At 66.0% G+C, this 25982-nt stretch carries 25 protein-coding genes and 4 tRNA genes; 12 read left to right on the top strand and 17 right to left on the bottom strand.

Features of this window, described 5'->3' with window-relative positions; genetic code table 11:
- Positions 1-119 precede the first annotated feature (119 nt).
- From rplL to ACODTW_RS18475, 10 genes are all read right to left on the bottom strand, one after another.
- Positions 120-497 carry a 50S ribosomal protein L7/L12 gene (gene rplL / locus ACODTW_RS18520; RefSeq protein WP_488947539.1) on the bottom strand — a complete coding sequence of 126 codons (378 nt, stop codon included), beginning with the start codon at positions 495-497 and terminating at the stop codon, positions 120-122.
- A gap of 46 nt (positions 498-543) precedes the next feature.
- Positions 544-1062 (bottom strand): 50S ribosomal protein L10, encoded by a 519-nt coding sequence (gene rplJ / locus ACODTW_RS18515; protein WP_488947538.1) that lies wholly within the window; start codon positions 1060-1062, stop codon positions 544-546.
- Between the two features lie 306 nt (positions 1063-1368).
- Positions 1369-2076, bottom strand: a complete 708-nt coding sequence (gene rplA, locus ACODTW_RS18510) for a 50S ribosomal protein L1 (RefSeq protein WP_488947614.1) — start codon at positions 2074-2076, stop codon at positions 1369-1371.
- Positions 2076-2510 carry a 50S ribosomal protein L11 gene (gene rplK / locus ACODTW_RS18505; protein WP_488947537.1) on the bottom strand — a complete coding sequence of 145 codons (435 nt, stop codon included), beginning with the start codon at positions 2508-2510 and terminating at the stop codon, positions 2076-2078. Before rplK ends, rplA begins: the two co-directional genes overlap by 1 nt.
- Positions 2511-2642: 132 nt before the next feature.
- Positions 2643-3173: a transcription termination/antitermination protein NusG gene (gene nusG, locus ACODTW_RS18500; RefSeq protein WP_488947536.1), complete on the bottom strand. Its 531-nt coding sequence runs from the start codon at positions 3171-3173 to the stop codon at positions 2643-2645.
- Positions 3174-3175: 2 nt separating this feature from the next.
- Positions 3176-3373: a preprotein translocase subunit SecE gene (gene secE, locus ACODTW_RS18495; protein WP_488947613.1), complete on the bottom strand. Its 198-nt coding sequence runs from the start codon at positions 3371-3373 to the stop codon at positions 3176-3178.
- A gap of 105 nt (positions 3374-3478) precedes the next feature.
- Positions 3479-3554: transfer RNA gene (locus ACODTW_RS18490), tRNA-Trp, on the bottom strand.
- Between the two features lie 370 nt (positions 3555-3924).
- Complete coding sequence (gene tuf, locus ACODTW_RS18485) at positions 3925-5112, bottom strand: elongation factor Tu (protein WP_488947534.1); 1188 nt, start codon at positions 5110-5112, stop codon at positions 3925-3927.
- 64 nt (positions 5113-5176) lie between these two features.
- Positions 5177-5250, bottom strand: a tRNA-Gly gene (locus tag ACODTW_RS18480).
- A 77-nt stretch (positions 5251-5327) separates the two neighbouring features.
- Positions 5328-5412, bottom strand: a tRNA-Tyr gene (locus ACODTW_RS18475).
- A 139-nt stretch (positions 5413-5551) separates the two neighbouring features.
- Here ACODTW_RS18475 and rlmB point away from each other — a divergent pair.
- Together rlmB and ACODTW_RS18465 are read left to right on the top strand one after the other, a co-directional pair.
- The gene (gene rlmB / locus ACODTW_RS18470; protein WP_488947532.1) at positions 5552-6781 is read left to right on the top strand and encodes a 23S rRNA (guanosine(2251)-2'-O)-methyltransferase RlmB; all 1230 of its coding nucleotides are present in this window, start codon (positions 5552-5554) and stop codon (positions 6779-6781) included.
- Between the two features lie 54 nt (positions 6782-6835).
- Positions 6836-6910, top strand: a tRNA-Thr gene (locus ACODTW_RS18465).
- A 65-nt stretch (positions 6911-6975) separates the two neighbouring features.
- On the opposite strand, the gene ACODTW_RS18460 is transcribed toward ACODTW_RS18465, so the two are convergent.
- From ACODTW_RS18460 to phoU, 3 genes are all read right to left on the bottom strand, one after another.
- Complete coding sequence (locus ACODTW_RS18460; RefSeq protein WP_488947531.1) at positions 6976-7749, bottom strand: hypothetical protein; 774 nt, start codon at positions 7747-7749, stop codon at positions 6976-6978.
- A gap of 57 nt (positions 7750-7806) precedes the next feature.
- Positions 7807-8286: a PAS domain-containing protein gene (locus tag ACODTW_RS18455; protein ID WP_488947530.1), complete on the bottom strand. Its 480-nt coding sequence runs from the start codon at positions 8284-8286 to the stop codon at positions 7807-7809.
- Positions 8287-8383: 97 nt separating this feature from the next.
- Positions 8384-9115, bottom strand: a complete 732-nt coding sequence (phoU, locus tag ACODTW_RS18450; RefSeq protein WP_488947529.1) for a phosphate signaling complex protein PhoU — start codon at positions 9113-9115, stop codon at positions 8384-8386.
- A 114-nt stretch (positions 9116-9229) separates the two neighbouring features.
- Here phoU and ACODTW_RS18445 point away from each other — a divergent pair, with 114 nt between their 5' ends.
- On the top strand, positions 9230-10534 hold the full coding sequence (locus tag ACODTW_RS18445; RefSeq protein ID WP_488947528.1) for a pentapeptide repeat-containing protein: 1305 nt from the start codon (positions 9230-9232) through the stop codon (positions 10532-10534).
- Here the strand turns inward: ACODTW_RS18445 and ACODTW_RS18440 are convergent.
- Positions 10527-11090 carry an AAA family ATPase gene (locus tag ACODTW_RS18440; protein WP_488947527.1) on the bottom strand — a complete coding sequence of 188 codons (564 nt, stop codon included), beginning with the start codon at positions 11088-11090 and terminating at the stop codon, positions 10527-10529. The two genes, ACODTW_RS18445 and ACODTW_RS18440, sit on opposite strands and share 8 nt — an antisense overlap.
- A 97-nt stretch (positions 11091-11187) precedes the next feature.
- Between ACODTW_RS18440 and ACODTW_RS18435 the strand changes: the two genes are divergently transcribed.
- From ACODTW_RS18435 to ACODTW_RS18410, 6 genes are all read left to right on the top strand, one after another.
- A complete protein-coding gene (locus ACODTW_RS18435; RefSeq protein WP_488947526.1) occupies positions 11188-12084 on the top strand; it encodes an ABC transporter substrate-binding protein in 897 nt (298 codons plus the stop codon).
- Positions 12085-12087: 3 nt separating this feature from the next.
- Entirely contained in the window at positions 12088-13071 is a 984-nt protein-coding gene (locus tag ACODTW_RS18430) for a FecCD family ABC transporter permease (protein WP_488947525.1), read from the top strand.
- A 76-nt stretch (positions 13072-13147) separates the two neighbouring features.
- Positions 13148-14026 (top strand): N-carbamoylputrescine amidase, encoded by an 879-nt coding sequence (gene aguB / locus ACODTW_RS18425; protein WP_488947524.1) that lies wholly within the window; start codon positions 13148-13150, stop codon positions 14024-14026.
- Between the two features lie 86 nt (positions 14027-14112).
- Positions 14113-17022, top strand: a complete 2910-nt coding sequence (locus ACODTW_RS18420) for an SLBB domain-containing protein (RefSeq protein ID WP_488947523.1) — start codon at positions 14113-14115, stop codon at positions 17020-17022.
- Positions 17023-17026: 4 nt separating this feature from the next.
- Positions 17027-17791 (top strand): glycosyltransferase, encoded by a 765-nt coding sequence (locus ACODTW_RS18415; RefSeq protein WP_488947522.1) that lies wholly within the window; start codon positions 17027-17029, stop codon positions 17789-17791.
- Positions 17792-17997: 206 nt separating this feature from the next.
- A complete protein-coding gene (locus tag ACODTW_RS18410) occupies positions 17998-18471 on the top strand; it encodes a helix-turn-helix domain-containing protein (protein ID WP_488947521.1) in 474 nt (157 codons plus the stop codon).
- Here the strand turns inward: ACODTW_RS18410 and ACODTW_RS18405 are convergent.
- The 3 genes from ACODTW_RS18405 to ACODTW_RS18395 are packed head-to-tail and all read right to left on the bottom strand — an operon-like array spanning position 18378 to position 21694.
- A complete protein-coding gene (locus ACODTW_RS18405; protein WP_488947520.1) occupies positions 18378-19364 on the bottom strand; it encodes a glycosyltransferase family 2 protein in 987 nt (328 codons plus the stop codon). The genes ACODTW_RS18410 and ACODTW_RS18405 overlap by 94 nt on opposite strands.
- Entirely contained in the window at positions 19361-20299 is a 939-nt protein-coding gene (locus ACODTW_RS18400) for a hypothetical protein (protein ID WP_488947519.1), read from the bottom strand. Before ACODTW_RS18400 ends, ACODTW_RS18405 begins: the two co-directional genes overlap by 4 nt.
- A 48-nt stretch (positions 20300-20347) precedes the next feature.
- Entirely contained in the window at positions 20348-21694 is a 1347-nt protein-coding gene (locus ACODTW_RS18395) for a hypothetical protein (protein WP_488947518.1), read from the bottom strand.
- Here ACODTW_RS18395 and ACODTW_RS18390 point away from each other — a divergent pair.
- The 3 genes from ACODTW_RS18390 to ACODTW_RS18380 all read left to right on the top strand — a co-directional run.
- Positions 21672-22817, top strand: coding sequence for a succinylglutamate desuccinylase/aspartoacylase family protein (locus ACODTW_RS18390; RefSeq protein WP_488947517.1), 1146 nt, complete (start codon positions 21672-21674; stop codon positions 22815-22817). The two genes, ACODTW_RS18395 and ACODTW_RS18390, sit on opposite strands and share 23 nt — an antisense overlap.
- Before the next feature lie 131 nt (positions 22818-22948).
- Positions 22949-24166 carry a tryptophan synthase subunit beta gene (gene trpB, locus ACODTW_RS18385; RefSeq protein ID WP_488947516.1) on the top strand — a complete coding sequence of 406 codons (1218 nt, stop codon included), beginning with the start codon at positions 22949-22951 and terminating at the stop codon, positions 24164-24166.
- 308 nt (positions 24167-24474) lie between these two features.
- On the top strand, positions 24475-25982 hold a 1508-nt coding region (locus ACODTW_RS18380; RefSeq protein ID WP_488947515.1), incomplete at its 3' end, for a tetratricopeptide repeat protein.

Genomic DNA, 25982 nt, shown 5'->3' with positions numbered 1-25982 from the left:
GAAAAGCCCGCCATAATAGCGGACCATTCCGGTCCAGAAAAGACAGACGACGCCGGGCGGCGGCCCCCTCCCGGGGGACCACCGTCCAGCGCCCTCTTATGCAGCGACGAGCGCCACTATTACTTGACGGCGACCTTCGCGCCGGCGTCTTCCAGCAGCTTCTTGATCTTGGCAGCCTCGTCCTTCGACACGGCTTCCTTGACGACCTTCGGAGCGCCTTCGACCAGGTCCTTGGCTTCCTTCAGGCCCAGGCCGGTGATGGCGCGGACTTCCTTGATCACGTTGATCTTCTTGTCGCCACCGTCAACCAGCTCGACGGTGAACTCGGTCTGCTCTTCGACCGGAGCGGCAGCAGCGGCGGCGGCCGGAGCGGCAGCAACGGCAACCGGAGCGGCGGCGGAAACGCCCCACTTCTCTTCCAGCAGCTTCGACAGTTCGGCGGCTTCCAGGACGGTCAGAGCCGACAGTTCTTCAACCAGCTTTTCCAGCTTGGACATGATGCTCTCCTAAGGGAACTAGATAAATGTTTCGTTGAGATGCGGCTCAGGCCGCCTCGTCCTTCTTGGCGTAGGCCGCGAGAACGCGGGCCACTTGGCCACCCGGTGCCTGCAGAACACCAGCGATACGGGTCGCCGGGGTCTGGATCATGCCGAGCAGGCCAGCACGCAGTTCCGTCAGCGACGGCAGCTTGGACAGGGCATCAACGCCCGCGGGGTCCAGCGTGACGGCACCGATGGAGCCACCAACGATCTTGAACTTATCGTTGGTCTTGGCGTAGTCGATAGCGACCTTGGCCGCTGCAACCGGGTCCTTGGACCAGGCCATCGCGGTCGGGCCCTTGAACAGGCCTTCGGTCTTCTCGAACTGCGTGCCCTTGAGGGCGATGACGGCGAGCGAGTTCTTGGTCACTTTGTAGCTAGCACCCGCAGCCCGCATCTTGCGGCGCAGGTCGGTTACTTCAGCCACCGTCATGCCGGACTGCTTGGTCACGACGACGAGGGCTGCCGACTGCAGCTCAAGATTAAGGGCCGCGATCGTAGCTTCCTTCTGTGAACGATCCACGGTTCGCCTCCATTTGGGACAGGACAGCCAGAAGGCTGTTCCGCCCGGTTACAACACATCCAGGCCGGTTCAGACGAACCAGCCCAGACGGGGTTACCTGTCCCAGAAGCTTCAAGCCATCATGTCCAGGCCGGTGAAAGCCGTCCTGGCGTATCAATGCTTTTGCTCCTGTCTGCGCCGGCTGGACTATTAAGCGTCAGGGGCGGGCCCCATCGGCGCACGGCGGTCTCGGACAGGGTGGGCCTTCCCTAAAGAAGGCCCGATCCCGTTCCGGCCGAGACCGGAACGGGAAACTCTCGTCAGAACTTAGGCGTTCAGCGCGGCGACCAGCGCCTGCACATCCAGCTTCAGGCCCGGGCCCATCGAGGAGGACAGCGAGACCTTCTCGATATAGGTGCCCTTGGCCCCGGCCGGCTTGGCGCGGTTGATGGCCGACACGAAAGCCTTGACGTTCTCTTCCAGGGCTTCAGCCGTGAAGCTGGCCTTGCCGACGCCGGCATGGATGATACCGGTCTTCTCGGCGCGGAACTCGACCGAACCGCCCTTGGCGGCCTTGACGGCCTCGGCGACGTTCGGGGTCACGGTGCCCAGCTTCGGGTTCGGCATCAGGCCGCGGGGGCCCAGGACCTTACCCAGCTTGCCGACCACGCCCATCATGTCCGGGGTGGCGATGCAGCGGTCGAAATCCATGTTGCCGGCCAGAATCTGCTCGGCCAGATCATCAGCGCCGACCAGATCGGCACCGGCGGCCTTGGCTTCCTCGGCCTTGGCAGCGCGGGCGAACACGGCGACGCGGACGGTCTTGCCCGTGCCGTTCGGCAGCACGACCATGCCACGGACCTGCTGGTCAGCGTGACGCGGATCGATGCCCAGGTTCATCGCAATTTCGACGGTCTCGTCGAACTTGGCGGTGGCGTTGCCCTTCACGGTGCTGACGGCTTCGTCCAGCACATAGAACTTGGCACGGTCAACGTTGGCGTTGGCCTTCTTCAGACGCTTACCAATGGCCATGATCAGCCCTCCACCACTTCAAGACCCATGGAACGGGCGGAGCCGATGATCATGCTCATCGCAGCTTCAACGTCGTTCGCGTTCAGATCGACCATCTTCTGCTCGGCAATGGCGCGCACCTGAGCGGTGGTCACCTTGCCGACAGTGGCGGATTTGCCGACCGTGGGCGAACCCTTGGTGATGCCCGAGGCCTTCTTCAGGAAGTAGGTCACCGGCGGGGTCTTGGTCACGAAGGTGAACGTGCGGTCACCAAAGGCGGTGATCACGACCGGAATGGGCATGCCCTGTTCCAGCTGCGCCGTCCGTGCATTGAACTGCTTGACGAATTCCATGATGTTCAGGCCGCGCTGACCCAGAGCCGGACCGATCGGCGGGCTCGGGTTGGCCTTGCCGGCCGGGACCTGCAACTTGATGTAACCGACGATTTTCTTCGCCATGATGATCCTCATGAGCTGACGCGACGGCCGGGCCGAAGCGTCACGGGATTGCGTGGTGCGGCCACCCTTGGACTTTCGGGCGAACCTCCCACACGGGTGCCGGCCACTGACGGATCAGCGGCCGGAAACGGGTCAGATCTTCTCGACCTGGGTATATTCCAGTTCCACCGGGGTGGCGCGGCCGAAAATCGACACCGCGACCTTGAGGCGGGACTTGTCCTCGTCCACTTCCTCGACCAGACCGGTGAAGGAGGTGAAGGGACCGTCCGTGACCCGGACATTCTCGCCCACCTCGAAGGTGATGGAAGGCTTGGGCCGCTCCACACCTTCCTGCACCTGGTTCATGATGCGCAGCGCCTCGGTCTCCGAAATGGCCTGCGGCTTGCCGCCGCCGCCCAGGAAACCGGTCACCTTCGGCGCATTCTTGACCAGATGCCAGGTCTCATCCTCAAGCTCCATCTTCACCAGCACATAGCCGGGGAAGAACTTGCGCTCGGAATTGATCTTGGTGCCGCGACGAACCTCGACGACCTCCTCGGTCGGAACCAGGATATCGCCAAACTTTTCTTCCAGGCCTTTTTGCGCGGCCTTCTCACGGATCGCCTGGGCGACCTTCTTTTCGAAGCCGGAATAGACGTGGACGACGTACCAACGCATCGCCATGGTCAGCTCCCCATACCAAGGATCAGGCGGATGCCAAATCGCAGGATCTGGTCCACCGTCAAGAAGAAGAGCGAAGCCATGATCACCATGATGAACACCATCGCGGTGGACACGGTCGTCTCCTTCCGCGTCGGCCAAGTCACCTTGGCGACCTCACGGCGGACCTCGCGCAAGAATTCTGCGGGATTGGTTTTTGCCATGGCGGCGCTGGCCATCATTCCTGAAAACTGAATACCAACTTTGTCACCCTGGCACTGGCACCGGCTGGGACCGGACTTCGGCAGGGGGCCACCCTTTTCAGGGGATGGCAGGAGTGGAGGGGCTCGAACCCCCAACCCCCGGTTTTGGAGACCGGTGCTCTACCAATTGAGCTACACTCCTACACCACGGGTTCCGCTTTCAGCGCCGCCGACAAAACATCGCCGTCGCCCCGAGCGGTCCCGGGGAGTGCGGGTTGATAGCGCAGTTGCGCCCGCAACGCAACAACCAGTTTGCACCGATCATCGATACGCGTTGCAGGGGATCATTGCGCGCGCCGCATTCCGGAAAGGCCGGACCTTCACGGGCCAAGTCCTTCCTAAAAAAAAGGAAAAGGGCCGCTGTCACCAGCGACCCTATCCTTACACTCTGTCCCTCAGGCGCCGGACGCAGCCATCCGGCGGCTTGGGCTTGCGGCACCTCGGGGTGCCGGGCCGGTGGTCACCGACCGTCAGCGGCGCAAGGCAAGCCTCACAACGCTGGCCTTACTGACTTACTTGACGATCTTCGACACGACGCCGGCGCCGACGGTGCGGCCGCCCTCGCGGATGGCGAAGCGCAGGCCTTCGTCCATGGCGATCGGGGCGATCAGCTTCACGCCGATGCGGATATTGTCGCCGGGCATCACCATTTCCGTGCCTTCCGGCAGGGTCACCGAGCCGGTCACGTCCGTCGTGCGGAAGTAGAACTGCGGGCGGTAGTTGGCGAAGAACGGCGTATGACGGCCACCCTCTTCCTTCGTCAGGATGTAGGTCTCGGCTTCGAAGTCCGTGTGCGGGGTGATCGAGCCGGGCTTGGCCAGAACCTGACCACGCTCGACGTCTTCACGCTTCGTGCCGCGCAGCAGCGCGCCAATGTTGTCGCCGGCCTGACCCTGGTCCAGCAGCTTGCGGAACATTTCAACGCCCGTGACGGTCGTCTTCACCGTGGCCTTCAGGCCGACGATCTCGACTTCCTCACCGACCTTGACGATGCCCTTCTCGACGCGGCCCGTCACAACCGTGCCACGGCCCGAGATCGAGAACACGTCTTCGATCGGCATCAGGAACGGCTTGTCGATCGGACGCTCCGGCTGCGGGATGTAGCGATCAACCTCGGCCATCAGCTCCAGGATCGCATCGCGGCCGATCGCCGGGTTGCTGTCGTTCAGGGCGGCAACGGCCGAGCCCTTCACGATCGGAATGTCGTCGCCCGGGAAGCCGTAGCTGGACAGCAGCTCGCGCAGCTCCAGCTCAACCAGCTCGACCAGGTCCGGATCAGCCAGATCCATCTTGTTCAGGAAAACCACCAGGGCCGGCACGCCGACCTGACGGGCCAGCAGGATGTGCTCGCGCGTCTGCGGCATCGGGCCGTCGGCGGCCGAGCACACCAGGATCGCGCCGTCCATCTGCGCCGCACCCGTGATCATGTTCTTCACGTAGTCAGCGTGACCCGGGCAGTCAACGTGGGCATAGTGACGGTTGTCCGTCTCGTACTCGACGTGAGCGGTCGAGATCGTGATGCCACGGGCCTTCTCTTCCGGAGCCTTGTCGATCTGGTCGTAAGCCGTGAACGTGGCGCCGCCCTTCTCGGCCAGAACCTTCGTGATGGCCGCCGTCAGAGACGTCTTGCCATGGTCGACGTGACCGATCGTGCCGATGTTGCAGTGCGGCTTCGTCCGCTCAAACTTTGCCTTAGCCATGGTATCCTGTGCCCTTGCCTGCTGCGATCTCTAGAAGACGCCGGGTCGTGGAAAACTGTTTGTCTGGAGCGGGTGAAGGGAATCGAACCCTCGTCGTAAGCTTGGAAGGCTTCTGCTCTACCATTGAGCTACACCCGCACGGTGCGTTTCGCCCACTGCCGACAACGTCACCACAAGCAGAACGGCGCGCCCCATATTCTGAGGCGCGCCTGAACTGGTGGAAGGGGCTGGATTCGAACCAGCGTACGCTATGCGGGCAGATTTACAGTCTGCTGCCTTTAACCACTCGGCCACCCTTCCGCGGTGCCGTTCTCGACCAGCGGCCGGAACGGAGTGCGGGTTATAAGGATTAATCGCCTTCTGTCAACGCTATTTTGACAGACACCTTCATTCTTTCTGAACACTGGCGGAAATCCTGGCTTTCAACGAAAGTGCGCCTATGAGAAACCGACCCCCCTCCCAGAATTCCGATCGCCGCGGCAAAGGCGGCGCCAGCGGTGCCGGCGCCGGACGCGCCGGTGGCCGCACCAACAATCGTACGGGCGACGCGCCCGCACGTCCCGGCCGTCCCGGAAAGCCCGGCGGCAAGCCAGGCTTTGCCAAGGGCCCGCGTGATGACGCCCGCCCCGACCGCGCCGGCGATGCCCGCCCGGCCCGCGGCCCGCGTCGCGAGGAGGAGGCCCGCCCGGCCCGGTCCGCGCGTGGCGACAGGCCGGAACGCAGCGAAGGCTTCCGCAGCGAGCGCAGCGGCGGCTTCCAGAAAGACGATCGTCGTCCCGGCCCGCGTTTCAGCCGCGACCGTGATGGCGCTCGCGACAGTGCCCGCGGCGAAGAGCGGGGCGCATCCGATCGCCGTCGCCCCCTGTCGGCGGCAGAGGAACTGGGGCTGGAGACCACGCCCCTGCGCGCCACCACCGGCCCGGCCCTGAACAAGCACAATCTGCTGTACGGCGTGCATGCCGTATCGGCCGCCTGGATCAACCCGAACCGCAAGATTCGCGACCTGTTCGTCACCGAGGCCGGCCTCGAATCACTCGACGACGCCTTCGACAAGGCCTCAGCGGCCGAGTTGGATCGGCCCGAGCCGCGTCTGGTGGAGAAGGAAGAGATCGACAAGCTGCTTCCGCCGGGTGCCGTTCACCAGGGCGTGGCCTTGTCCTGCGCGCCCCTGCCGGAGGTGGAGATCGAGGATATCATCGACGCCGCCGCCGATGATCCCACGGCCTTGGTCGTCGTCCTGGATCAGGTGACCGATCCGCACAATGTCGGCGCCGTGCTGCGCTCTGCCGCCGCCTTTGGCGCCAAGGCCGTCATCGTGCAGGATCGCCACGCGCCGCCCGTGACCGGCACGCTGGCCAAGACGGCGTCAGGCGCGGTTGAGGCCGTGCCGCTGGTACGCGTGACCAATCTGGCCCGTGCCCTGGACCAGTTGAAGGCCGCCAGCTTCTGGACGGTCGCTTTGGCCGAATCAGGCGCGCGCAACCTGCATGAGGTCGATCTGTCGGGCCGTTCAGCCCTGGTATTGGGGTCGGAAGGCGACGGCATCCGCCGTCTGACGGGCGAGCGGTGTGACGAGATCGTGCGTCTGCCCACCGGTGGGCCCGTCGGCAGCCTGAATGTGTCCACGGCCGCCGCCGTGGCCCTTTACGAGGTCGCGCGACGGCGCTAATGTCGCGGCCCGTTTGGCACCGGAGGGGAAACCCTCCGGTCCACGCACCCGGTCGCCGGCTTAGCTCAGTGGTAGAGCAACCGCCTTGTAAGCGGTAGGTCGTCAGTTCAATCCTGACAGCCGGCACCAGGGGCCGCCCGTTCCAGGGCGGCCGGGACGTCGAGTGACCCGTCCCCTTACTTCACCACGTCCCCTTATTTCACCACATAGGGCTTGCCCGCCAGATCATACATGACGGTGCCCTGCGGCACGCTGTTCAGGTTGACCTGGCGCCCCAGGCCGGCACCCGCATTGCCATTATACTGCCAGAGATCCTCGCCGTTGACGTAGTAAACGGCGCTGGTGCGGAAGGTGTAGAAGCCCTCCCGCGCGATGGAGACGGTCAGTACCATCTCCGTATCCGTTTCCGGCGGTTTGGAGTTCAGAGCCTCCAGCCCCACGGCGGCCACGGCGGCGCTGATGCCCCAGGGGAACTTGGCCGCCGCCCCGCCCGACAGGCGCGACGCCACCATGACGCCCGACGCCAGGGCCGTCAGCGGGCCGGGGAACGGATCAGCACGCAGCTTCGGCGCATTGCTTTTCACCGTCAGCACATCGATGCCCACCGACGTCACATCGGGCCGCGCATCCACCGATACCAGGTGCCCCGCCTGGACCAGCTTCGTCGTTACCGCCGACAGGAAGGCGTCGGCGAACAGCGTGTCCTCCTTGCGCATCATGTAGAGCTGCACCGGCACCTTCCTGCCCATCTGGAACTCCAGGTGGGTGGAAATTGCCGAGGCCACATCGTCCGCCACCACCTGCCATTGCCCGGCCGATTGCAGCACCGGCTGCGGCTTCATGGGAATGGACACGGCCACCGGCCGCCCCGAACAGCCCGCCAACCCCAGACACAGCGCCGCGGCCAGCAGCGGCAACAGACCTTTGCACAGGCGATCCTTGGCGGGGGTGGGGGCGGCGCGGTTCATGATCGGTGTCCGTTGGGCAGATTGATTTGCCCAAAGATAAGCAACGACCGTGCCAGATCAGGAGAAGCGGGCCAGCGTGGCCCCCAGGGCACCACAGACGCGGCCATCCGGCCCGGCGACGGGCAAGCCCAGCGCCTCCACATCGAACAGCCGCCCATGCGACATCACAGAAAGATCGGTTGTGAAGCGCCGGGGCTGCGCCGCTTCCACGACACCGCGCAGCATGCGCAGGATACGGCCATAGGAGGGCACCCGCGCGAACTCGCTGATCCGGCGGCCGGTGGGATCGAAACCATAATTGGCACAGGTAACGGCGCCGATGCGGCGGCCGATGAAATCAGGGTTTCCACCTGATTCGGCCGGAATCATGTCCAGCCACCAGAAATGGTCGGCCACACCCGCCCGGACCGGATCGATATCGGCGCCCAGCGGCAGGTCAGCACCCGGTCGGATGCATTCCCGCCAATGGTCCAGCAAAGCCCGCAGTTCCGGCGCGCGCAACATGTCGCGGCGGTCCACGGTCTCCAATCGGAACATTTCCTCCATGGCCTCCGCTCTCCGGCTGCCGATCGCATTTTCGCAACAGGGTGCGGGGCGACGCGGCCGGGTTCAAGCAGAACGACAACGCATAAGGTCAGTCGGGCATGACAGTGACGGCCGACGTCTCGTCACCCTTGATGCGATCGGCATCCAGCGGATGGCCCTGGATGCGGAAACACAGGGTTTCGGCGATGTTGGTGGCGTGGTCGCCGATGCGTTCCAGGTTCTTGGCCGCGAACAGCAGATGGGTACAGGCCGTGATGCGGGCCGGGCTCTCCATCATATAAGTGAGAAGTTCGCGGAACAGGCCCGTATAGGCGCGGTCCACCTCCTCGTCCCGATCGCGCACGGCCAGCGCCGCCACCGCATCATCCTCATCATAGGCGCGCATGACCGTCGACAGCATGTCGGCCACGGATTGACCGATGGGCCGCATCGATCGGGCCAGCGCCACCTCCGGGAGAGCCTGCAGCGTCATGGTGCGCTTGGCGACATTGGCGGCAAAATCCCCGATTCGCTCCAGATTGTTGGCGATGCGCAGGGCCGAGATGACCATGCGCAGGTCGTTGGCCTTGGGATGGCGCAGCGCCAGCAGACGCACCGTCTGCGCTTCCACCTTATGTTCCAGATCGTCCAGGGTGGCGTCACGCGCCACCACCCGTTCGGCCAGCGCCGTATCGCGCCCGGCGATCGCGGCAACAGCGTCACTGATCTGGTCGACGGCCAAACGTCCCATCTCCCGCACCTGATCATGCAGGATATCCAGCTGCTCGTCGAAGGCGCTGACGATGTGCCGGGTGGGAATCACGCTGCCATTTTCGTCCACGGGACAATGCTCCGGCCATTAGAGACGTCGATTATCACGAAACCATCTAACACAAACGGCTCCGGCTGTGGCAGGTTCAAGAAAAGTTCATCAATCTCATTGGGCCAGAGGCGCATGACCCCGCACGAGTTGCTCGCCGTCATCGACAAGCATGAGCGCTGGCTGAAACGGCTGACCGGCGGCGCTCGCGCCATGCTGGCTCTGGCTGATCTGCAAGGGCACAATTTCTCTGGCGCCAATCTGCAGAACTGCAAATTGTCCGGTGCCAACCTTGCCGATTGCGACTTCACCGGTGCCAATCTGACGGCATCCGACCTGTTCGCGGCCAAGATGACGCGGGCGATCCTGGTCAATGCCAATCTGACCAATGCCGATCTGCGCGGGGCCCATCTGCGCGGGGCCCGGTTGAAATGCGCCATCCTGCGCGGTGCCGACCTGCGCGGTGGCGCGCTGCTGGACCGGCGCAGCCCCGGCAATGTGAAGATGGAGCCGTCGGATCTGCGCGGCGCCGATATGGATGACGCCACCCTGTCCAACGCCAATCTGGCGGGGGCCGACCTGTCGGAATGTTCCCTGGTGGGGGCGGATTGCTCAGGCGCGCAGATGGCGGGCTGCAACATGGCCCGGTCGGTGATGAAAAGCACGAATTTCACCGGCTGCGACATGCGCGGGGTCAACCTCAACGGTGCCAACCTGACCGGGGCCAGGCTGCGCGACTGCAACATGGCGGGGGCCGTGCTGGCCGGCGCCAACCTGCGCAATGCCGACCTGCAGGGCGCAAATCTGGAAGGTGTCGACCTGTCCAACGTCGACATGCTGGGCGCCAATTTCAGCCGGTCGGCCGAAAGCTTCTCCGCCACCATCCAGCGCATCCTGGCCCAACACCAGGCCTGGATCACCAGCAATGGTGACAAGGGGGAACGCGCAGACCTGGAGGGTCAGGATCTCAGCCATATCGATCTGGCCGGGGCCAATCTGGGCGGGGCCAACCTGAAGGGCGTCAATCTGTCGGGGGCCAAGCTGCGCGACGTGCTGTTCGTCATGGCCGACCTGTCGGGCTCGGCGCTCAACTATGCCGACATGACGGGGGCGACGCTGGACGGGGTCAATCTGCGTGGCGCCAACATGACGGGGACCAAGCTCGATTCGGCCAAGATCGGGTCGGTGGAGATCAAGGGGCCGAACGGTCGCGGCACGGGCCGCAAATGGCCCGCCAACCTGTCGAACGCCGTCCTGGTCCAGGCCAGCCTGACCCGGGCCATGATGCGGGGCGTCAACCTGACCGGTTCCGACCTGCGCGGGGCCGATCTGACGGGCGCCAATCTGCTGGAAGCCAATATCCGCGACACCAACATGACCGACGCCATCACCACCGGGGCCACACTGCCGGCCCCGGACGATGACGACGATTTCAACTGACGGCCGACAGCCTGTCCTGGACAAAGCCGATGCGGGCGGCCGGATCGGCGGGTGCCATATCCAGCATCAGCAGGCGGTTCGGCGCGACATAGCGCCGGCACAGCCCCTCCAGCACCGTCTGGAAATGCAGTTGCATCCAGGGATTGGCGGAACGCACACCATCGGCCGCAATCGGCACTGCTCCCCAGGGCAGCAGCACGACCAGACTGTAATCGGCCATGGCGCAGACGACGCGGGCCAGCAGGGCCTCCGTCGCCTCAGGATCATCGACGCCAAAGCCGTTGGCCAGCCAGAAGGCGGCCATGTCCAGCGGTGTCCGGTCGGTTACCAGCCCCGCATCGCTGCGCGCCAGTTCCTGGGCCAGTTCATCAGTGTCGCCGGCCAGCAGGCGGCGATGCTGCTCCCGCGTCAGATCATGGAAATCGAACCCGGCTTCCAGCCGCTCACGCATGATCTCTCCACGCAGCCGCAGATCCAGGCGACGCGCCAGATCGATGGCCAGCGTCGTCTTGCCCGTACCGGCACTGCCGGTGATCCCGATTCGAGGTTGCCGCATCCGCCACCTCCCCCCAACCTTGCCCGTACCGTTGCGTCGGTCTTATAAAGTCGCGCCCGCCAGTTCGTGGCGGCATCCGGGTCAGAAGGATAGCATCGTGCCCTGCCAGCCCGCCGCCAATCCCCGCGAAAGGCGGGGGTCCACCGGCCTTTCCGTGATCGCCGCCCTCTGTGTCGCCAGCATGGCGGCGCTGGCGCCGATTGCGGCGAAAGCAGGGCCGCAACGGGTGGTCTCCCTCAATCTCTGCGCCGACCAGCTAGCCCTGATGCTGCTGCCGCGCGACCATATCGCCGGGCTGACCCATCTGGCCAACGATCCCGGCCTGTCGGCGCTGTGGGAGCAGGCCGGCGATATCCCCCGCCTGAAAGGCCTGGCGGAAGAGGTGCTGCCGCTGAAGCCGGATCTGGTGCTGGCCGGCGCCTTCACGACGCGGCCCACCATCGCCATTCTGCGCGCCCGCGGCATTCCCGTGCTGGAGATCGGGCTGGTCAGTGATTTCGATGGCATCCGCGCCCAGATCCGCACCGTCGCCGCTGCCCTGGACAGGACCGGGAGGGGGGAGGAACTGGTGGCGGAGATGGATGCCAAGCTGGCCGCGGCCCGGATTCCGGACGGCGACAGCCAGCGGCCGCGCGTGCTGTCGCTGGCGCCTGGCGGCTTCACCTCCGGTAGCGGCACCCTGAACGATGCCGTCATGCAGGCTGCGGGGCTGACTAACTACGCGTCGGAGAAAGGCATGCAGGGCTATGGCTACCTGTCGGTGGAAACGGTGGCCGCGGACCCGCCCGACTTGCTGATCGTCAATACCGACGAAAAGGGACACCCGTCGTTGAACGGGCAGATGCTGTCCCATCCGGCCCTGGCCCGCGCCGTGCCGGCCACCCGCCGCCCGCATGTTCAGGGCCGACTGTGGACCTGTGGCGGCCCTTTTACCGCCGATGCCGTAACCCAGCTGGCCGCCGCCCGCGACCGTCTGCCGATCAAGGAACCCTGAGCCATGCTGCGCGCCCTTTTCCTGCTGGCCCTGGCCGTGGCCTTGTTCTTCGCCGCCTCGCTGGCCGTCGGGCCCAGCGCCATCTCCCTTCCCATGGCGATCCGCGACTGGTGGCAGGGCGGCGACAGCACGGCCGCCATCATCTTTGCCGATATCCGCCTGCCCCGCGCCCTGCTGGGTCTGGGCATCGGCGCCGTGCTGGGCCTGTCAGGGGCGGCTTTGCAGGGGCTGTTGCGCAACCCGCTGGCCGAACCGGGCCTGATCGGCGTGTCGGCCAGTGCCGGGCTGGGCGCCGTCATCGCCTTTTACAGTGGCTTAAGTCTTGTCTACCCGTTGGCATTGCCTGCTGGCGGCATGGCCGGGGCTCTGGTCGCCGTCACCCTGCTTTATCTGCTGGCGGGACGGCAGGCGTCGGTGCTGACCCTGATCCTGGCGGGCGTAGCCATTTCCAGCCTGGCCAGCGCCTTGACGTCCCTGGCCCTGTCGCGCTCCCAGAATGCCTTTGCCCTGTCGGAGATCGTGTTCTGGATGCTGGGCTCGCTGGCTGACCGGTCGATGAACCATGTGGCCGTAGCCGCCCCCTTCATGGCCGTCGGGGCCGCCCTGCTGCTGCTGGCGGGCCGCGGGCTGGATGCCCTGTCGCTGGGCGAGGAGACGGCAAAGTCCATGGGCTTCGCACCGGCCCGCACGGGAGCGCTGGTCATCCTGGGCACCGCTTTGGCCGTGGGGGCCGCCGTGTCGGTGGCAGGGTCCATCGGCTTCATCGGCCTGATCGTGCCGCACCTGCTGCGCCCGCTGGCCGCCGCCCAGCCGTCACGCCTGCTGCCCCTGTCGGCCCTGGGCGGGGCCGCCCTGCTGCTGGCTGCCGACGCCGCCATCCGCCTGGGCAACCCGACGCAGGAATTGAAGCTGGGCGTGGTGACGGCGCTGCTGGGCGCGCCCTTTTTCCTGGCTCTGGTGCTGCGCACCCGCACCCGTATGACCTGAACCTTCCCCGGAAAATCATCCCCTGACGACCAGCATTTTTGTATGCTCGCGACGAAAGCAGCCGGGGAACAGATCCATGCGCAAGGTGACCGTCGCCGCCACGCAGTTTGCGTGCAGCTGGGACCGCGAGGCCAATATCGCAAAGGCCGAGAAGATGATCCGCGACGCCCATGCACAGGGCGCCCAGATCATCCTGATCCAGGAATTGTTCGAGACACCCTATTTCTGCCAGGACCAGAAGGCGGAATATTTCGCCCTGGCGGCTCCGGTTGATGACAATCCCCTGATTCGGCATTTTCAGGCCCTGGCCCGGGAACTGGCGGTCGTGCTGCCGCTGTCCTTTTTCGAAAGGGCCAACAACGCGCATTACAATTCCCTGGTCACCATCGATGCCGATGGCGAAATCCTGGGCCTTTACCGCAAAAGCCACATCCCCGACGGGCCGGGATACCAGGAAAAATACTATTTCAATCCCGGCGACACGGGCTTCCAGACCTATCAGACGCGCTACGCCCGAATCGGCACCGCCATCTGCTGGGACCAGTGGTTCCCGGAGGCCGCCCGCGTCATGGCGTTGCAGGGGGCAGAGCTGCTGTTCTACCCCACAGCCATCGGATCGGAGCCGCAGGACCCGACCCTGGACAGCCGCGATCATTGGCAGCGGGTGATGCAAGGCCATAGCGGCGCCAACCTGATCCCCCTGATCGCCAGCAACCGCATCGGGACGGAGACGTTCGACACGGGCAGCATCACCTTTTACGGCTCCAGCTTCATCACCGACCCTAAGGGCGCCAAGGTGAAGGAAGCGGCGCGCGAAGGCGAGGCGCTGCTTCTCCACAGTTTCGACCTGGACGAGGTTGCCCGCATCCGCGCCGGTTGGGGCGTGTTCCGCGACCGTCGCCCGGCACTCTATGCCCCGATCCTGACGCTGGACGGGAAAATCCGACACCCCTGACGCGGAGACGGCGCAAAGCAGTCGCGCCCGCATGCTGAATGCTTGTATAATCCGGATGCCTTACATCTTCCGGATTGGTCGACGCCTTGCGCCGTCTGCTCTGCCTGATCCTGTTCCTGGCCTTTTCGTCGCCTTGCCACGCGGCGGCGGCCGGCGCGCCCGAAGGAAGACTGGAAACGCTGTTCAGCAACCGGGCGGGACAGGTACTGCGCCTGTTCGGCCGCGGCCTGTTCAGCGGCCCCGCCCCTGTGGAAGGACCGGCTCTGGGCACGGTTGGTGATGACTATCGGCTGGGGCCGGGGGATGAGGTGACGGTGCTCCTGCGCGGGCAGATTTCGCGCAACACACGCTACCGCATCGGCGCCGACGGCCTGCTGCTGATCGAGGATCTGCGGCCCATCGCCGCCGCCGGAAGGCCACTGGGCGAACTGAAGGCCGATGTCGAGGCCGCGGTCGCCGCCACCCATCTGCAGACACAGGCCTTTCTGTCGGTCTCCGCACTCCGCCGGGTCGGCGTTCTGGTGCTGGGCCAGGTGGCACGGCCCGGCCGGCAGGAACTGCCAGCCTATGCCACGGCGCTGGACGCGCTGCTGGCGGCGGGTGGCGTGCTGCCCGACGGCAGCCTGCGGGCCATCCGGCTGACCGGTCCAGGCGGTACGGCCGGCATGATCGACCTTTACGACCTGCTGACACGGGGCGAAGGGGCAGCAACGGCCCTGCTGCCCGACGGCGCACGGCTGATCGTGCCCCCCCTTGGTCCCACCGTGGCCGTGGCGGGCTCGGTGAAGCGGCCCGGCATCTATGAACTGCCGCCCGACAGCAGCGCCCTGACCGGTCCGGACGATACGGCCGACCTGCTGTCGCTGGCCGGCGGTGCCCTGCGCCCCGGTCAGGACCGGTCCACCCTGCTGCGCTATACGGCCGAGGGGGTGGAACGGGCCCAGCCCGTCACGGCCCATGATCCGCAGCGCCTGCGCGACGGCGATCTGCTGCTGCATGCGCCCGATGGCGGCGGGCGCGCGGGCAGCGTCACCCTTCGCGGGGCCGTGGCCGAACCGGGGGAGAAGGTATTGAGCGACGGCATGCGGCTGGCCGATCTGGTGGACCTGCGCATGCTGCCATCCGATATCTACAAGCCACTGGCCGTGCTGCTGCGCCGGACAATGGCGGGTGGGCCGCCCGAATTGCGGCCGCTTGACCTTGCCGCCCTGCTGACGGGGCGGGAGGCGGAAACCGCGCGGGATGGCGATCAGCTGATCCTGCTATCGGCCAGTGACGTGGCCTTCCTGCGCGGGCGCAGTGTGCTGTCGCTGCTGGCTGGCAGGCGCCCGGCGGAACCGGACCTTGCCGCCTGTCCTGGCCTGGGGGCCTTGGCCGCCGCCCTTTCGGCCGACCCGGAGGGCGCCCTGGCCGCCGGTCCCGCCGCCCTGACCGCCGCCATCATGGAAGGCCCGCCCACGCCCTGCCCGCCCCTGTTCCTGGAGGAGCCGGATCTGCTGCCCTTCCTGCTGCGGCAGTCGGTGTTCCTGCGCCGGGGCGTGCTGCGGCCCGGTCCCTATCCCGTGGCCGGGCCGGTGCCCCTGTCCACACTTGCTGCCATCGCCGGGGGTACCCATCAGGGCCGGCAGATGGTGGGACCGGGCGAGGTGGCGGATGCCGGTGGCGACGGGGTGCTGCTGTCCGGCGCCGTGCGCCAGCCGGGCCTGCGGGGAGCCGGTGACGGCGTCAGTCTGCGGGCGCTTCTGTCCGGCACGGGCGCTCCCCTGCCGGATGCCTATGGCCTGGCGGCCCTTCTGGATCGGGCAGACCCTGCCGGGCCGGCGCGCCGTGTCAGCCTGTTCGCCCCTGCCGATGTCCTGGCTGGCCGCTTCGATCTGCGGCTGCGGGACGGCGACCGGGTCACGCTGTTCCGGCAGGCGGAAGCGACCCCGCCCCTGGACCCGACACTGCCCGATCCGCTGGAACCTGACATGCGCCGCATCCTGTCGGAACGGATGGTGGCCGTCCGGGGCGGCGTCGCGCATCCTGGTGAATATCCCGTGGCGGGACCCGTGCCGCTGGACCTGCTGCTGCGCGTGGCCGGTGGTCTGCGCGCCGATGCCGATCCGCAGCGGCTGGAACTGACCCCGCCCCCCAATCCGGCAGCCGATGCGGAGGGGGAAATGGCGGACCAGCCGCAGATGCTGCCGCCCGACCGCGAGGGCGCCACCGCCATTCCCCCCGGTGCTGCCCTGCGCGTCGGCCTGCGCCAGCGACCGCAGGAGCGCCGCGCCGTGCTGCTGGTGGGAGAGGTGATGGAGCCTGGCACCTATGATCTGGCGCCTGGGGAGACCCTGTCCGGCCTGCTGAACCGCGCTGGTGGCCTGACGCCTGATGCCTATCCCGCCGGCGCCATTTTCACCCGCGAAAGTGCCCGGCTGGCAGAGGAGGAGGGGTTGCGCCGCGACGCCCGCGAACTGGACCGGCAATTGTCGCAGATGCTGGGTGGCAAGAATCCACCCGACCCGGCCCGTGTGGATCTGGTACGCCGCATGGCGGACGATCTGCGCCATGTCCAGGCCCTGGGGCGCATCAGCGTGGAGGCCGACCCGGCCGCCCTGACGGCACGGCCGGAACTGGACATGCCGCTGATGCCGGGCGACCGCATCCATATCCCCAAGCGGCCGCTGACCGTGACCGTGTCGGGTGAGGTGCTGTCGCCGGTCTCCCTGCTGTTCGATCCGCAGAAGGAGCCGCGGGATTATCTGCGTGAAGCCGGCGGCCCCACCCGTTTCGCCGACGAGGACCGGATCTTCATCATCCATCCCAACGGGGCGGCCGAACCGCTGCATGGCAGCTGGACCCGGCACGAGGCGGCGGCCATCACACCGGGTGCCATGATCGTGGTGCCGCGCGACGCGGAGCCGTTCGAATGGCTGCCCCTGACACAGAGCATCACCACGATCCTGAGCCAGATCGCCTTTTCTGCCGCCGCCATCGCCGCGATCTCGGACTGATGGCATGACCCGGCCGCCGCTTCTGTCCATCATTACCGTCGTCAAGGATGATGCGGCCGGACTTGCCGCCACCGGCACCAGTATCGCTGCCCAGGCTTGGACGGACTTTGAATGGCTGGTGGCCGATGGCGGTTCGGGTCCGGAAATTGCTGCTGCCTTTCTGAAAACCGGCCTGCAACCCCATTGGTTCGACAGCCGGGCCGATGGCGGCCCCTTCGCCGGCATGGATCGGGCCATGGCCCGGGCAAGGGGTGACTACCTGCTGTTCCTCAATGCCGGTGACACGCTGGCCGATGCCCATGTGCTGTGCGACCTGGCCCCGCTGCTGGCGGCCGGTCGGCTGGACCTGTTCTATGGCGACACGGCGGAAGACCCGGGCGACGGCCGCAGGCGGCGCAAGCGCGCCCGACACTGGCGCTGGGCCTTCTACGGCATGCCGGCCCATCACTGCGCCATCTTCTATCGTCGTACGCTTCTGGCCGGCCTGCATCTGGATTGCGGCTACCGCATTGCCGGCGATTATGCCGTCACCCTGCAGGTTCTCCAACGCGCGCAATATGTTGCCAGGCTTCCCCGGCTGATCGCCGTCTTCGCCCCCGGCGGCCTGTCGCGCCAGCATGCGGCGCTGGGCCGGAGGGAGCAGGATCATATCCGCCAGCAGCTTCTGGGCCTGTCCCGCGCGGCGCGCGCCACCATCAGCCTGCTACAAATTGTCGCAGCAACCCTGCGATCTCTATCTCCGAAGGGGTATGCCCTTTGGCGATTTTAGAGGTGCGACTTTCGAATCGCTTGCGCATTCGTTCTGTTAACATCACATTTACACAGCAAATTCAGACACTAAGCTTAGGTTGTCCGTACAGCCGCATAGACCACCGGTTTATCCCCTCCCCGCTCCCCCCTATGCAACCAGCTGTATTGGAGCGATCAACCACAGGTCCTATATGTATCGGAACATCAGGCGCCAAGGAGTTCACCATGCTTGAAAAGACGACCAGTCCGAAAAACGTGCTCGCGCAGGCTTATTCCCTGTCCAAGCGCGGCGAAGGCCCCAATCCCATTGATATCCATGTCGGTCAGCGTCTGCGTCTGCGCCGCACGTTGCTGGGGCTGAGCCAGGAAACCCTGGGCGAAGCCGTCGGCATCACGTTCCAGCAGCTGCAGAAGTATGAACGCGGCGCCAACCGCATCAGCGCCAGCCGCCTGTTCAACCTTTCCCAGGTGCTGGGCGTGCCGGTGACCTTCTTCTTCGACGATCTGCCGGCGCATGAAGAGGCGCTGCTGTCGGAAGAGCCGAGCGAAACGCAGGAATTCGAATCCATGGCCCGGCGCGAGACGCTGGAACTGGTTCGCGCCTATTACCGCATTCCGGACGAGTCGATCCGCCGCCGGACGTTCGAACTGGTCAAGACCCTGGCCGGCGACACGACGGACATAAGCAAGGCCGACTGATCGGCCAGCGACACCTCAGCGCCTGACGTCGATGACTGGCTGGCCACCTCCTGCGTGGCCAGCCAGTGGCGTTTCAAATCGATGGACCAGTAGTAGAAGGCCCGCGCCAGGGCATGGTGCAGACCGGCCTTCCCGTCCAGCACGCCCAGTCGCCAGACATAGTCGTAAAGGAAGGCCAGCAAGGGCCGCCCAGGCAGCACCCGGACGATGCGCTTGGCCAGCCGGCGCCAGCCCCGTTCCCCGGCCAGCAGGGCACCACCATGCGCCGGGCCGGCGACGGCCAGGGCCGCCTCCCAGTCTGAATAGCGGTTATGGCGGTCGAACCACGCCGATAGCGGCTTGGCATCGGCATGGATCAGTGGATGGCGCAGCTGGCCGACGGGCCCCTGTACGACAGGCTGGTAATGCCCCTCCACCTCCCACATCCGGGCGACCTGCAGATCGTCGCAGGGCGGAAAAGCGGCGCAGCTGCGGTGCATCAGCGCGACCTTGCGATAGGGTGTGCCGAACCGCAATTGCCGGCCCAGCCAGACGGGCCGGCTGGAAATGAAATAGGCGGCGCACGCCTCTGCGTTGCCGGACCGCACCCGCGCCCCGATCTCCGTCGCCAGGGCCGCCGATACGCGCTCATCCGCATCGACGAACAGCACCCAGTCATGGCGGACAGACGCATGCGACAGCGACCATTGCTTCTTCTTCGGATAGCGGCCGTTCCAGGCGAAGGGAATGATCGTGGCCCCCATCGCTGCGGCCACCACATCCGTCCCATCGGTGCTGTGGCTGTCCACCACCAGCACCTGGGCGAAGGGGTAAAGGCCGTCCAGACAATCGGCGATGTTCGCCGCTTCATTCCGGGTCATGACAATGACGGTGACGGGAATATCGCCTCTCATGACCACCCCCGGCGCCAACTGTACCGTGCCGACAGGTAGAACAGCCCCAGCGCCAAGGCCGCCAGTGCACCCGCCGGCACCAGCAGCACCGGATTAGGCCAGTCGGCCAGGGCCGGTGCCGATGGCCGCTCCAGCGGATCGGCCGCATAGGGCAGACCGACTTCCAGCATCATCAGGGTCTGTTCCTGCTCGCTGACCATGCTGGCCAGCGACCGCTGCCGGTCCAGGTTGGCCATGCCCGCCATGCGATCCCCGACATGGGCCATTTCCGCCAGCAGGCGTCGCCGCGCCTCGTCACGCAGATGTGCCTCCGTGGCGCCATGCAGCCGGGTCAGCAGCAGCAGGGCGAAATCCCGCCTTTCATGGCGGAAGACCAGCCGCCGCATGGGACCGCCGCTGACCGATTCGATCGCCAGATGCTTCTTCAACAGACGCGAAAGATCCACCGCATCCGGCGGCGCCCAGGTGGGATGACCGGCCACCCAGCGCAGCGACCGGGTCAGAAGCGCGCCCGCCCCCATCGGGGGACGCCAGTCGCCCACCCGCTCGTCCCAGCTATCCTCGAACAGGCGATGCATGATCTCGGGATCCGCAACCAGCCGTTCAGCCACCGGAACAGATGTCAGCAGCGCCAGATAGCGGGAGAAATCGGAGACCAGTTCCTCCGCCGAGCCTTCCTCCGCGATGCCACGGCCGGCGGCCGGTGACAGTGCCGGGGCACGCGGCCCCATGGCGGCCGGACCGGATCGGCCCGGCGGGCCCACCACCATGCTGGCCGTGAATTGGGGTGTCACCAGATGCAGGGCCAGCGCCATCAGCCCCGCCCCGGCCAGCGCCGCCAGTCCCAGCCGCCGCCATTGTCCAGCCAGCGCCCGCAGAAGCTCTCCCAGGCGGGGCATCGGCAGGTCCATGCGTTCGCCAAGACTGTCCGGCACGATCGCCGCCTTCTCTTATATTCCTATTACAAGAGAGTGTATGACCTTCTACCGCTTGTAAAGCCCGCGGGCCGACCGCCCTACGACCAGAGACAATAGAAGGCTGAAGCAGAGATACTTGAAACTTGTATGCAGGCAGAGGGCGAGCGTCAGTGATGGGGCCACCGCCAGCAGCAGTTGCGGCTGCCGGCCCGCGGACCGGGCGATCAGACCCGCCAATACTCCCCCATAGACCATGACCAGCGCCAGACCCACGGCCCCCAGCTTCAGCAGGAAATAGCTGGCCGCGCTGTGGGTGTAGGAGACGCGCCACCAGCCCACGGCCGGATTGGCCACCAGCGCGCCCCAGCCATCACCGATCAGGAAGGCGACGGGATCGCGGCCGACCTGGTCCAGCACGGCCAGCATCTCATCCAGCCGGTTGTTCAGGCCCACCGATTCGGTCTTGTCCGCAAGCATGCCCATGATGCCCGTCATCGGCATGCGCGCCACCAGCAAGGTCGCAAACAGCAGAAGCAGGCCATTGACGGCCAGCGCCGGGCGCCGGGTCACGGCCCGGGACCCCAGCCGCGCCAGCCCAACCAGGAGGGCCAGGACCGACAGGCCAAGACCGGCCCGATGTACCGTGGCCGCCAATGCCAGAAGGCAGCAAAGGCTTCCCCCCGCCGCCAGTCCCGCCTGCACCGTCCCACGCCAGCCACCCCCGGCCGCCAGCCAATGCGCAGCCCGCAGGCCCAGCCAGACGGAAGCGAACGGCACCAGGGCGCTGTTCAGCAGGTAATCCCGGCCTTCGCCCAGGGGGGTGGTGCCGATGGCGGACAGGGCCAGGCCGGCATCGCGCCACCAGCGCAAGGCGAAGGCGACACCGGCCAGCGCCGCCATGTCGGCCAGCCGATCGGCCGTGTCATCGGACAGGCGGGACAGAGACGGGGCCAGCAGCAGCGGCAGGCACAGGAACAGCATGGGCACGATATCGCGGACCATATCGGTCAGGCCCCAGCCATTCCAAAGGCCCCGGAGCATTCCCTGCCATAGCAGCCAGGTCATGATCAGCGATCCGGATGCCATGACGACATTGCCCCGGGCGACCGTCAGGCCGGCGAAGAAATGCCAGGGCACCGCCACGCCGGCCAGGGCGGCAATGCCGGCAAACACCAGCAGTTCCTGCAGCCGGATGCCCGGCGGGGCCGGCGCCCCCACCAGACCATAGGTCAGCAGCGCGGCGGAAAAGGCCAGAACCCGCCAATCCACCCGCCGGTCGGCCCCTGACACAAGCTGCACGCGATCCACCTTCGGGTTGCACCGCCATTGCGACCATTGTGCCACGGTGAAGGCGCTGGACAAGGGGCGGGGTTCAAGGCCAAATCCCGGCATGACGCACCAGATCGACACCATCACCCTGCCCCATGGCCGGCCCGGTACTGCCCGCCGGCTGACCATCCACCAGTTCGGCACGGCCGGCGCCCGACCCAAGGTCTATATCCAGGCCGGGCTGCATGCTGGCGAACTGCCGGGCATGGTTGTGGCCGATCATCTGCGTGACCGGTTGGCCGAACTGGACGCGCAGGGCCGCGTCACGGGACATGTCGTGCTGGTGCCCATGGCCAATCCCATCGGGCTGGACCAGGTGCTGCTGGGTTATCATATCGGGCGGTTCGACCAGTCGACCGGGGTCAATTTCAACCGCGCCTTCGCCGATCTGGCCGATGCCGTCTCCGACAGTCTGACCGAGGGACGCGCCGGCCCGCTGGGGCCTGAGGCCACCACCAATGGCCGCATCATCCAACAGGCCCTGGCCGAGGCCGCCCAGGACCTGAGGCCGCGCAACGAGGCCGACGCCCTGCGCAAGCTGCTGCTGTCGCACGCCGTCGATGCCGACCATGTGCTGGACCTGCATTGCGACAGCGAGGCGGTGATGCATCTCTACACCACGCCGGCCTGCTGGCCGCTGGGGGTGGATGATCTGGCCGCACGGCTGGAGGCGCAGGCCGTGTTCCTGGCCGACAGTTCCGGTGGGGAACCGTTCGACGAAGTCTGTTCCACCCCCTGGGACAGCCTGCGCACCCGCCATGGCAGCGCCGACACGCCCATTCCCGTCGGCTGTTCGGCCGTGACCGTGGAACTGCGCGGTGAAGCCGATGTGGATGACGGGCTGGCACGTCGTGACGCCGATGCCATCCTGGACCATCTGGCCTGGCGCGGCGTGCTGGATGGTGCGGCCCCGCCCGTGAACCGCACCGCCGATCTGGCCACCCCCCTGGCGGCGGTCGATCGGGTCCGCGCGCCAGTTGGCGGCGTCGCCCTTTACGAGGTGGCGTTGGGCGACAATGTGGAGGCAGGACAGCGGGTCGCCAGCATCCTGGACCCGGCAACGGGTGCGCGCCATCCCTGCCACGCCACCGCCGCCGGCATCGTCTGGTCGCGGGCCCAGAACCGCTATGCCGGACCGGGCGACACGCTGCTGTCCATCGCCGGGCGCGACATCCTGGTCACCAAGGGACCGCTGCTGTCCGCGTAATTTCATTGCCTGCGAAATCGCCGCCGCGCCATGACGTGACTTAACGGCTCATGGGCTTGGAAATCGGGGCGCAGCGGTCTAGTTTCGCTCGCACCTGAATTCCGTTCCCGTGCCACAGACTGGTCAGACCGATGAACAAGCCCCTGAACACCTATCGCAGCGGTCCCGACGAACACGGGCATTTCGGCATTTTCGGGGGCCGTTTCGTGGCCGAAACGCTGATGCCGCTGATCCTGGATCTGGAAAAGGCCTATGAGGAGGCCAAGGCCGACCCGGCCTTCCATGCCGAACTGGCCGGATATCTGAAGCAGTATGTCGGCCGGCCCAGCGTGCTTTATTACGCCGAGCGGCTGACCCAGCATTTCGGCGGCGCCAAGATCTATTTGAAGCGCGAAGAGCTGAACCATACCGGCGCGCACAAGATCAACAATTGCATGGGCCAGATCCTGCTGGCCAAGCGCATGGGCAAGAAGCGCATCATCGCAGAGACCGGCGCCGGTCAGCATGGCGTGGCCACGGCCACCGTCTGCGCCCTGATGGGCCTGCCCTGCACCATCTATATGGGCGCCACCGACATTGCCCGTCAGGCGCCGAATGTGTTCCGCATGAAGCTGCTGGGGGCGGAGGTGAAGCCCGTGACCAGCGGTGCCGCCACCCTGAAGGACGCGATGAATGACGCGTTGCGCGACTGGGTGACGAATGTGGAAGACACCTTCTACATCATCGGCACCGTCGCCGGCCCGCACCCCTATCCGGCCATGGTCCGCGATTTCCAGAACATCATCGGCGAGGAGACGCGCCAGCAGATGCTGGAAATGGAAGGCCGCCTGCCCGACCTGCTGGTCGCCTGCATCGGCGGCGGGTCGAACGCCATGGGCCTGTTCCACCCGTTCCTGGATGAGCCCACCGTGCGCATGGTGGCGGTTGAGGCCGGCGGCCACGGGCTGGAAACCAAAACCGGCCACGCCGCCAGCCTGGCCGGCGGCCGTCCCGGCGTGCTGCATGGCAACCGCACCTATCTGTTGCAGGACGAGGATGGCCAGATCATCGAGGGCCATTCCATCTCCGCCGGCCTGGATTATCCCGGCATCGGCCCGGAACATGCCTGGCTGCATGAGGTGGGCCGCGTTGAATATGTCAGCGCGACAGACACGGAGGCGCTGGACGCCTTCCAGCTTCTGGCCAGGACCGAAGGCATCCTGCCCGCCCTGGAACCCAGCCACGCCCTGGCCGTCGTCGCCAAACTGGCCCCGACCCTGCCCAAGGAGACGCTGCTGGTCGTCAACCTGTCCGGCCGCGGCGACAAGGACATCTTCACCATCAGCAAGGAACTGGGCTTCGCGCTTTGAGAGCCCGTCCAGGACGTTATTCAGTTTTCCCAACGCATTATGATCTCTCACCCCGTCATCCCGGCGCAGGCCGGGATCCAGCGTAAGCCGCGTCTGCGGCGAGAAGAGTTATGCAGCGCGCCGACGCGCGCTCTGGATCCCGGCCTGCGCCGGGATGACGGGGGTGAAGGCAAGTACTAAGTGTAATTAAATTTCCGGACAGGTACTGAGCCAACGGCCGCAACCAAATTCATATGCCAGACAAGCGTTAGAATGGTGTTCCGGTCATGTTATTCTCCCCATGGCGACAGCCATGGGGAGGGGGATACGTGGCCGAGCAAGCGAAATGGTGGGACAAGGATTTCTGGCTGGGTCTGGGGACCGGACATGTGGTCCGTCTCTGGAACCGGCTGGTCGTCAGGGTGGGGCTGCTTTCTGCCAGCCTGATCGCCGCCTTGACGGTTCCTATCGTGCTGGCCACCCTGCTGACGGGCTATGGTTACCTATGGCCGGCGGAGATCGCCGGCTGGCCCGTGCTGCCGGGAATCGTGGAGAAAATCCGTCAGGAACCGGTGCCGAAGGCCGATCCGCAGCGTTTCTCCGTCCTTGTCGCCCATCTGAGGGGCGACAAGGATAATCAGGTCCATGACAATATCCTGGCCCTGCTGGCGGAGTTCGAGGGCGTCCAGGCCTTGCGGCTGGACCGGACCATCGGGGACGATGCCCCCGACCCCCACCAGGCGAACAGCAAGGGGCATGAGCAGGCCAAGCAGATTTTGGCGAAATCCGGCGCCTCCATCCTGATCTGGGGCCGGACCATGGTCCAGGGCAGCCAGACGGTCCCCTATCTGCTGATCACGGCCAACACCGCGCAGACCGGGGGGCGTCAATATGGATTCCAATCGTCTGCCACCGGTTTCGAACTTCCCGGCATCCTGTGGAGCGATCTGGCGGATATCCTGCGCCTGATCGTCGAAACACGATCGACGGAAGTGTTAGCGGCGGCCGGCCATTACCAAGCGGACAAGCTGAAGCCCTTCATCCGACAGGTTCAAACGCTTCTGGCCCATGCCGATCATCGGCCGGGCTGGCAGGCGGAAGGCCTGGCATCGGTCCGTTTCGCCCTGGCCCATGCACAGCAGACCATCGGTGAGCAGACCGGCGACAGCAACGCGCTGCTCGACGCCATTGATGTCTACAACCACGTCCTTACGGATTGGACACGCGAGCGCGTTCCCCTCAACTGGGCCATGACCCAGAATAACCTGGGCACCGCGCTCCAGACGCTGGGAGAACGCGAGAGCGGCACAGCGCGATTGGAACAGGCCGTCCAGGCCTATGAAAAGGCCCTGTTGGAATGGACGCGCGACCGCGTTCCCCTCAACTGGGCCATGACCCAGAATAACCTGGGCACCGCGCTCCGGGCGCTGGGAGAACACGAGAGCGGCACAGCGCGATTAGAACAGGCCGTCCAGGCCTTTGAAAAAGCCCTGCTGGAAAGGACACGCGACCGCGCTCCCCTTAACTGGGCCGGGACCCAAAATAACCTGGGCAACGCGCTCAAGACGCTGGGAGAACGCGAGAGCGGCACGGAGCGATTGGAACAGGCCGTCCACGCCTATGAAAAGGCCCTGCTTGAATGGACACGCGACCGCGTTCCCCTCGACTGGGCCATGACCCAGAATAACCTGGGCAACGTGCTCACGACGCTGGGAGAACGCGAGAGCGGCACAACGCGATTGGAACAGGCCGTCCAGGCCTTTGAAAAGGCCCTGCTGGAAAGGACACGCGACCGCGTTCCCCTCGACTGGGCCATGACCCAGAATAACCTGGGCAA

The organism is Niveispirillum sp. FG148, from assembly GCF_057809655.1.
Note: the sequence above shows the minus strand (reverse complement) of the source record. Positions and strands in the feature narration are given on the sequence as shown.

Bases quoted from the DNA above. Each gene is read 5' to 3' on its own strand.
- tuf (WP_488947534.1), bottom strand. From the start codon at position 5,112: ATGGCTAAGGCAAAGTTTGAGCGGACGAAGCCGCACTGCAACATCGGC.
- ACODTW_RS18440 (WP_488947527.1), bottom strand. From the start codon at position 11,090: ATGCGGCAACCTCGAATCGGGATCACCGGCAGTGCCGGTACGGGCAAG.
- ACODTW_RS18415 (WP_488947522.1), top strand. From the start codon at position 17,027: ATGACCCGGCCGCCGCTTCTGTCCATCATTACCGTCGTCAAGGATGAT.
- ACODTW_RS18430 (WP_488947525.1), top strand. From the start codon at position 12,088: ATGCTGCGCGCCCTTTTCCTGCTGGCCCTGGCCGTGGCCTTGTTCTTC.
- secE (WP_488947613.1), bottom strand. From the start codon at position 3,373: ATGGCAAAAACCAATCCCGCAGAATTCTTGCGCGAGGTCCGCCGTGAG.
- rplL (WP_488947539.1), bottom strand. From the start codon at position 497: ATGTCCAAGCTGGAAAAGCTGGTTGAAGAACTGTCGGCTCTGACCGTC.
- ACODTW_RS18460 (WP_488947531.1), bottom strand. From the start codon at position 7,749: ATGAACCGCGCCGCCCCCACCCCCGCCAAGGATCGCCTGTGCAAAGGT.
- ACODTW_RS18405 (WP_488947520.1), bottom strand. From the start codon at position 19,364: ATGAGAGGCGATATTCCCGTCACCGTCATTGTCATGACCCGGAATGAA.
- aguB (WP_488947524.1), top strand. From the start codon at position 13,148: ATGCGCAAGGTGACCGTCGCCGCCACGCAGTTTGCGTGCAGCTGGGAC.
- ACODTW_RS18390 (WP_488947517.1), top strand. From the start codon at position 21,672: ATGACGCACCAGATCGACACCATCACCCTGCCCCATGGCCGGCCCGGT.
- ACODTW_RS18395 (WP_488947518.1), bottom strand. From the start codon at position 21,694: ATGGTGTCGATCTGGTGCGTCATGCCGGGATTTGGCCTTGAACCCCGC.
- ACODTW_RS18445 (WP_488947528.1), top strand. From the start codon at position 9,230: ATGACCCCGCACGAGTTGCTCGCCGTCATCGACAAGCATGAGCGCTGG.
- ACODTW_RS18455 (WP_488947530.1), bottom strand. From the start codon at position 8,286: ATGTTCCGATTGGAGACCGTGGACCGCCGCGACATGTTGCGCGCGCCG.
- rplK (WP_488947537.1), bottom strand. From the start codon at position 2,510: ATGGCGAAGAAAATCGTCGGTTACATCAAGTTGCAGGTCCCGGCCGGC.
- nusG (WP_488947536.1), bottom strand. From the start codon at position 3,173: ATGGCGATGCGTTGGTACGTCGTCCACGTCTATTCCGGCTTCGAAAAG.
- rlmB (WP_488947532.1), top strand. From the start codon at position 5,552: ATGAGAAACCGACCCCCCTCCCAGAATTCCGATCGCCGCGGCAAAGGC.
- trpB (WP_488947516.1), top strand. From the start codon at position 22,949: ATGAACAAGCCCCTGAACACCTATCGCAGCGGTCCCGACGAACACGGG.
- ACODTW_RS18410 (WP_488947521.1), top strand. From the start codon at position 17,998: ATGCTTGAAAAGACGACCAGTCCGAAAAACGTGCTCGCGCAGGCTTAT.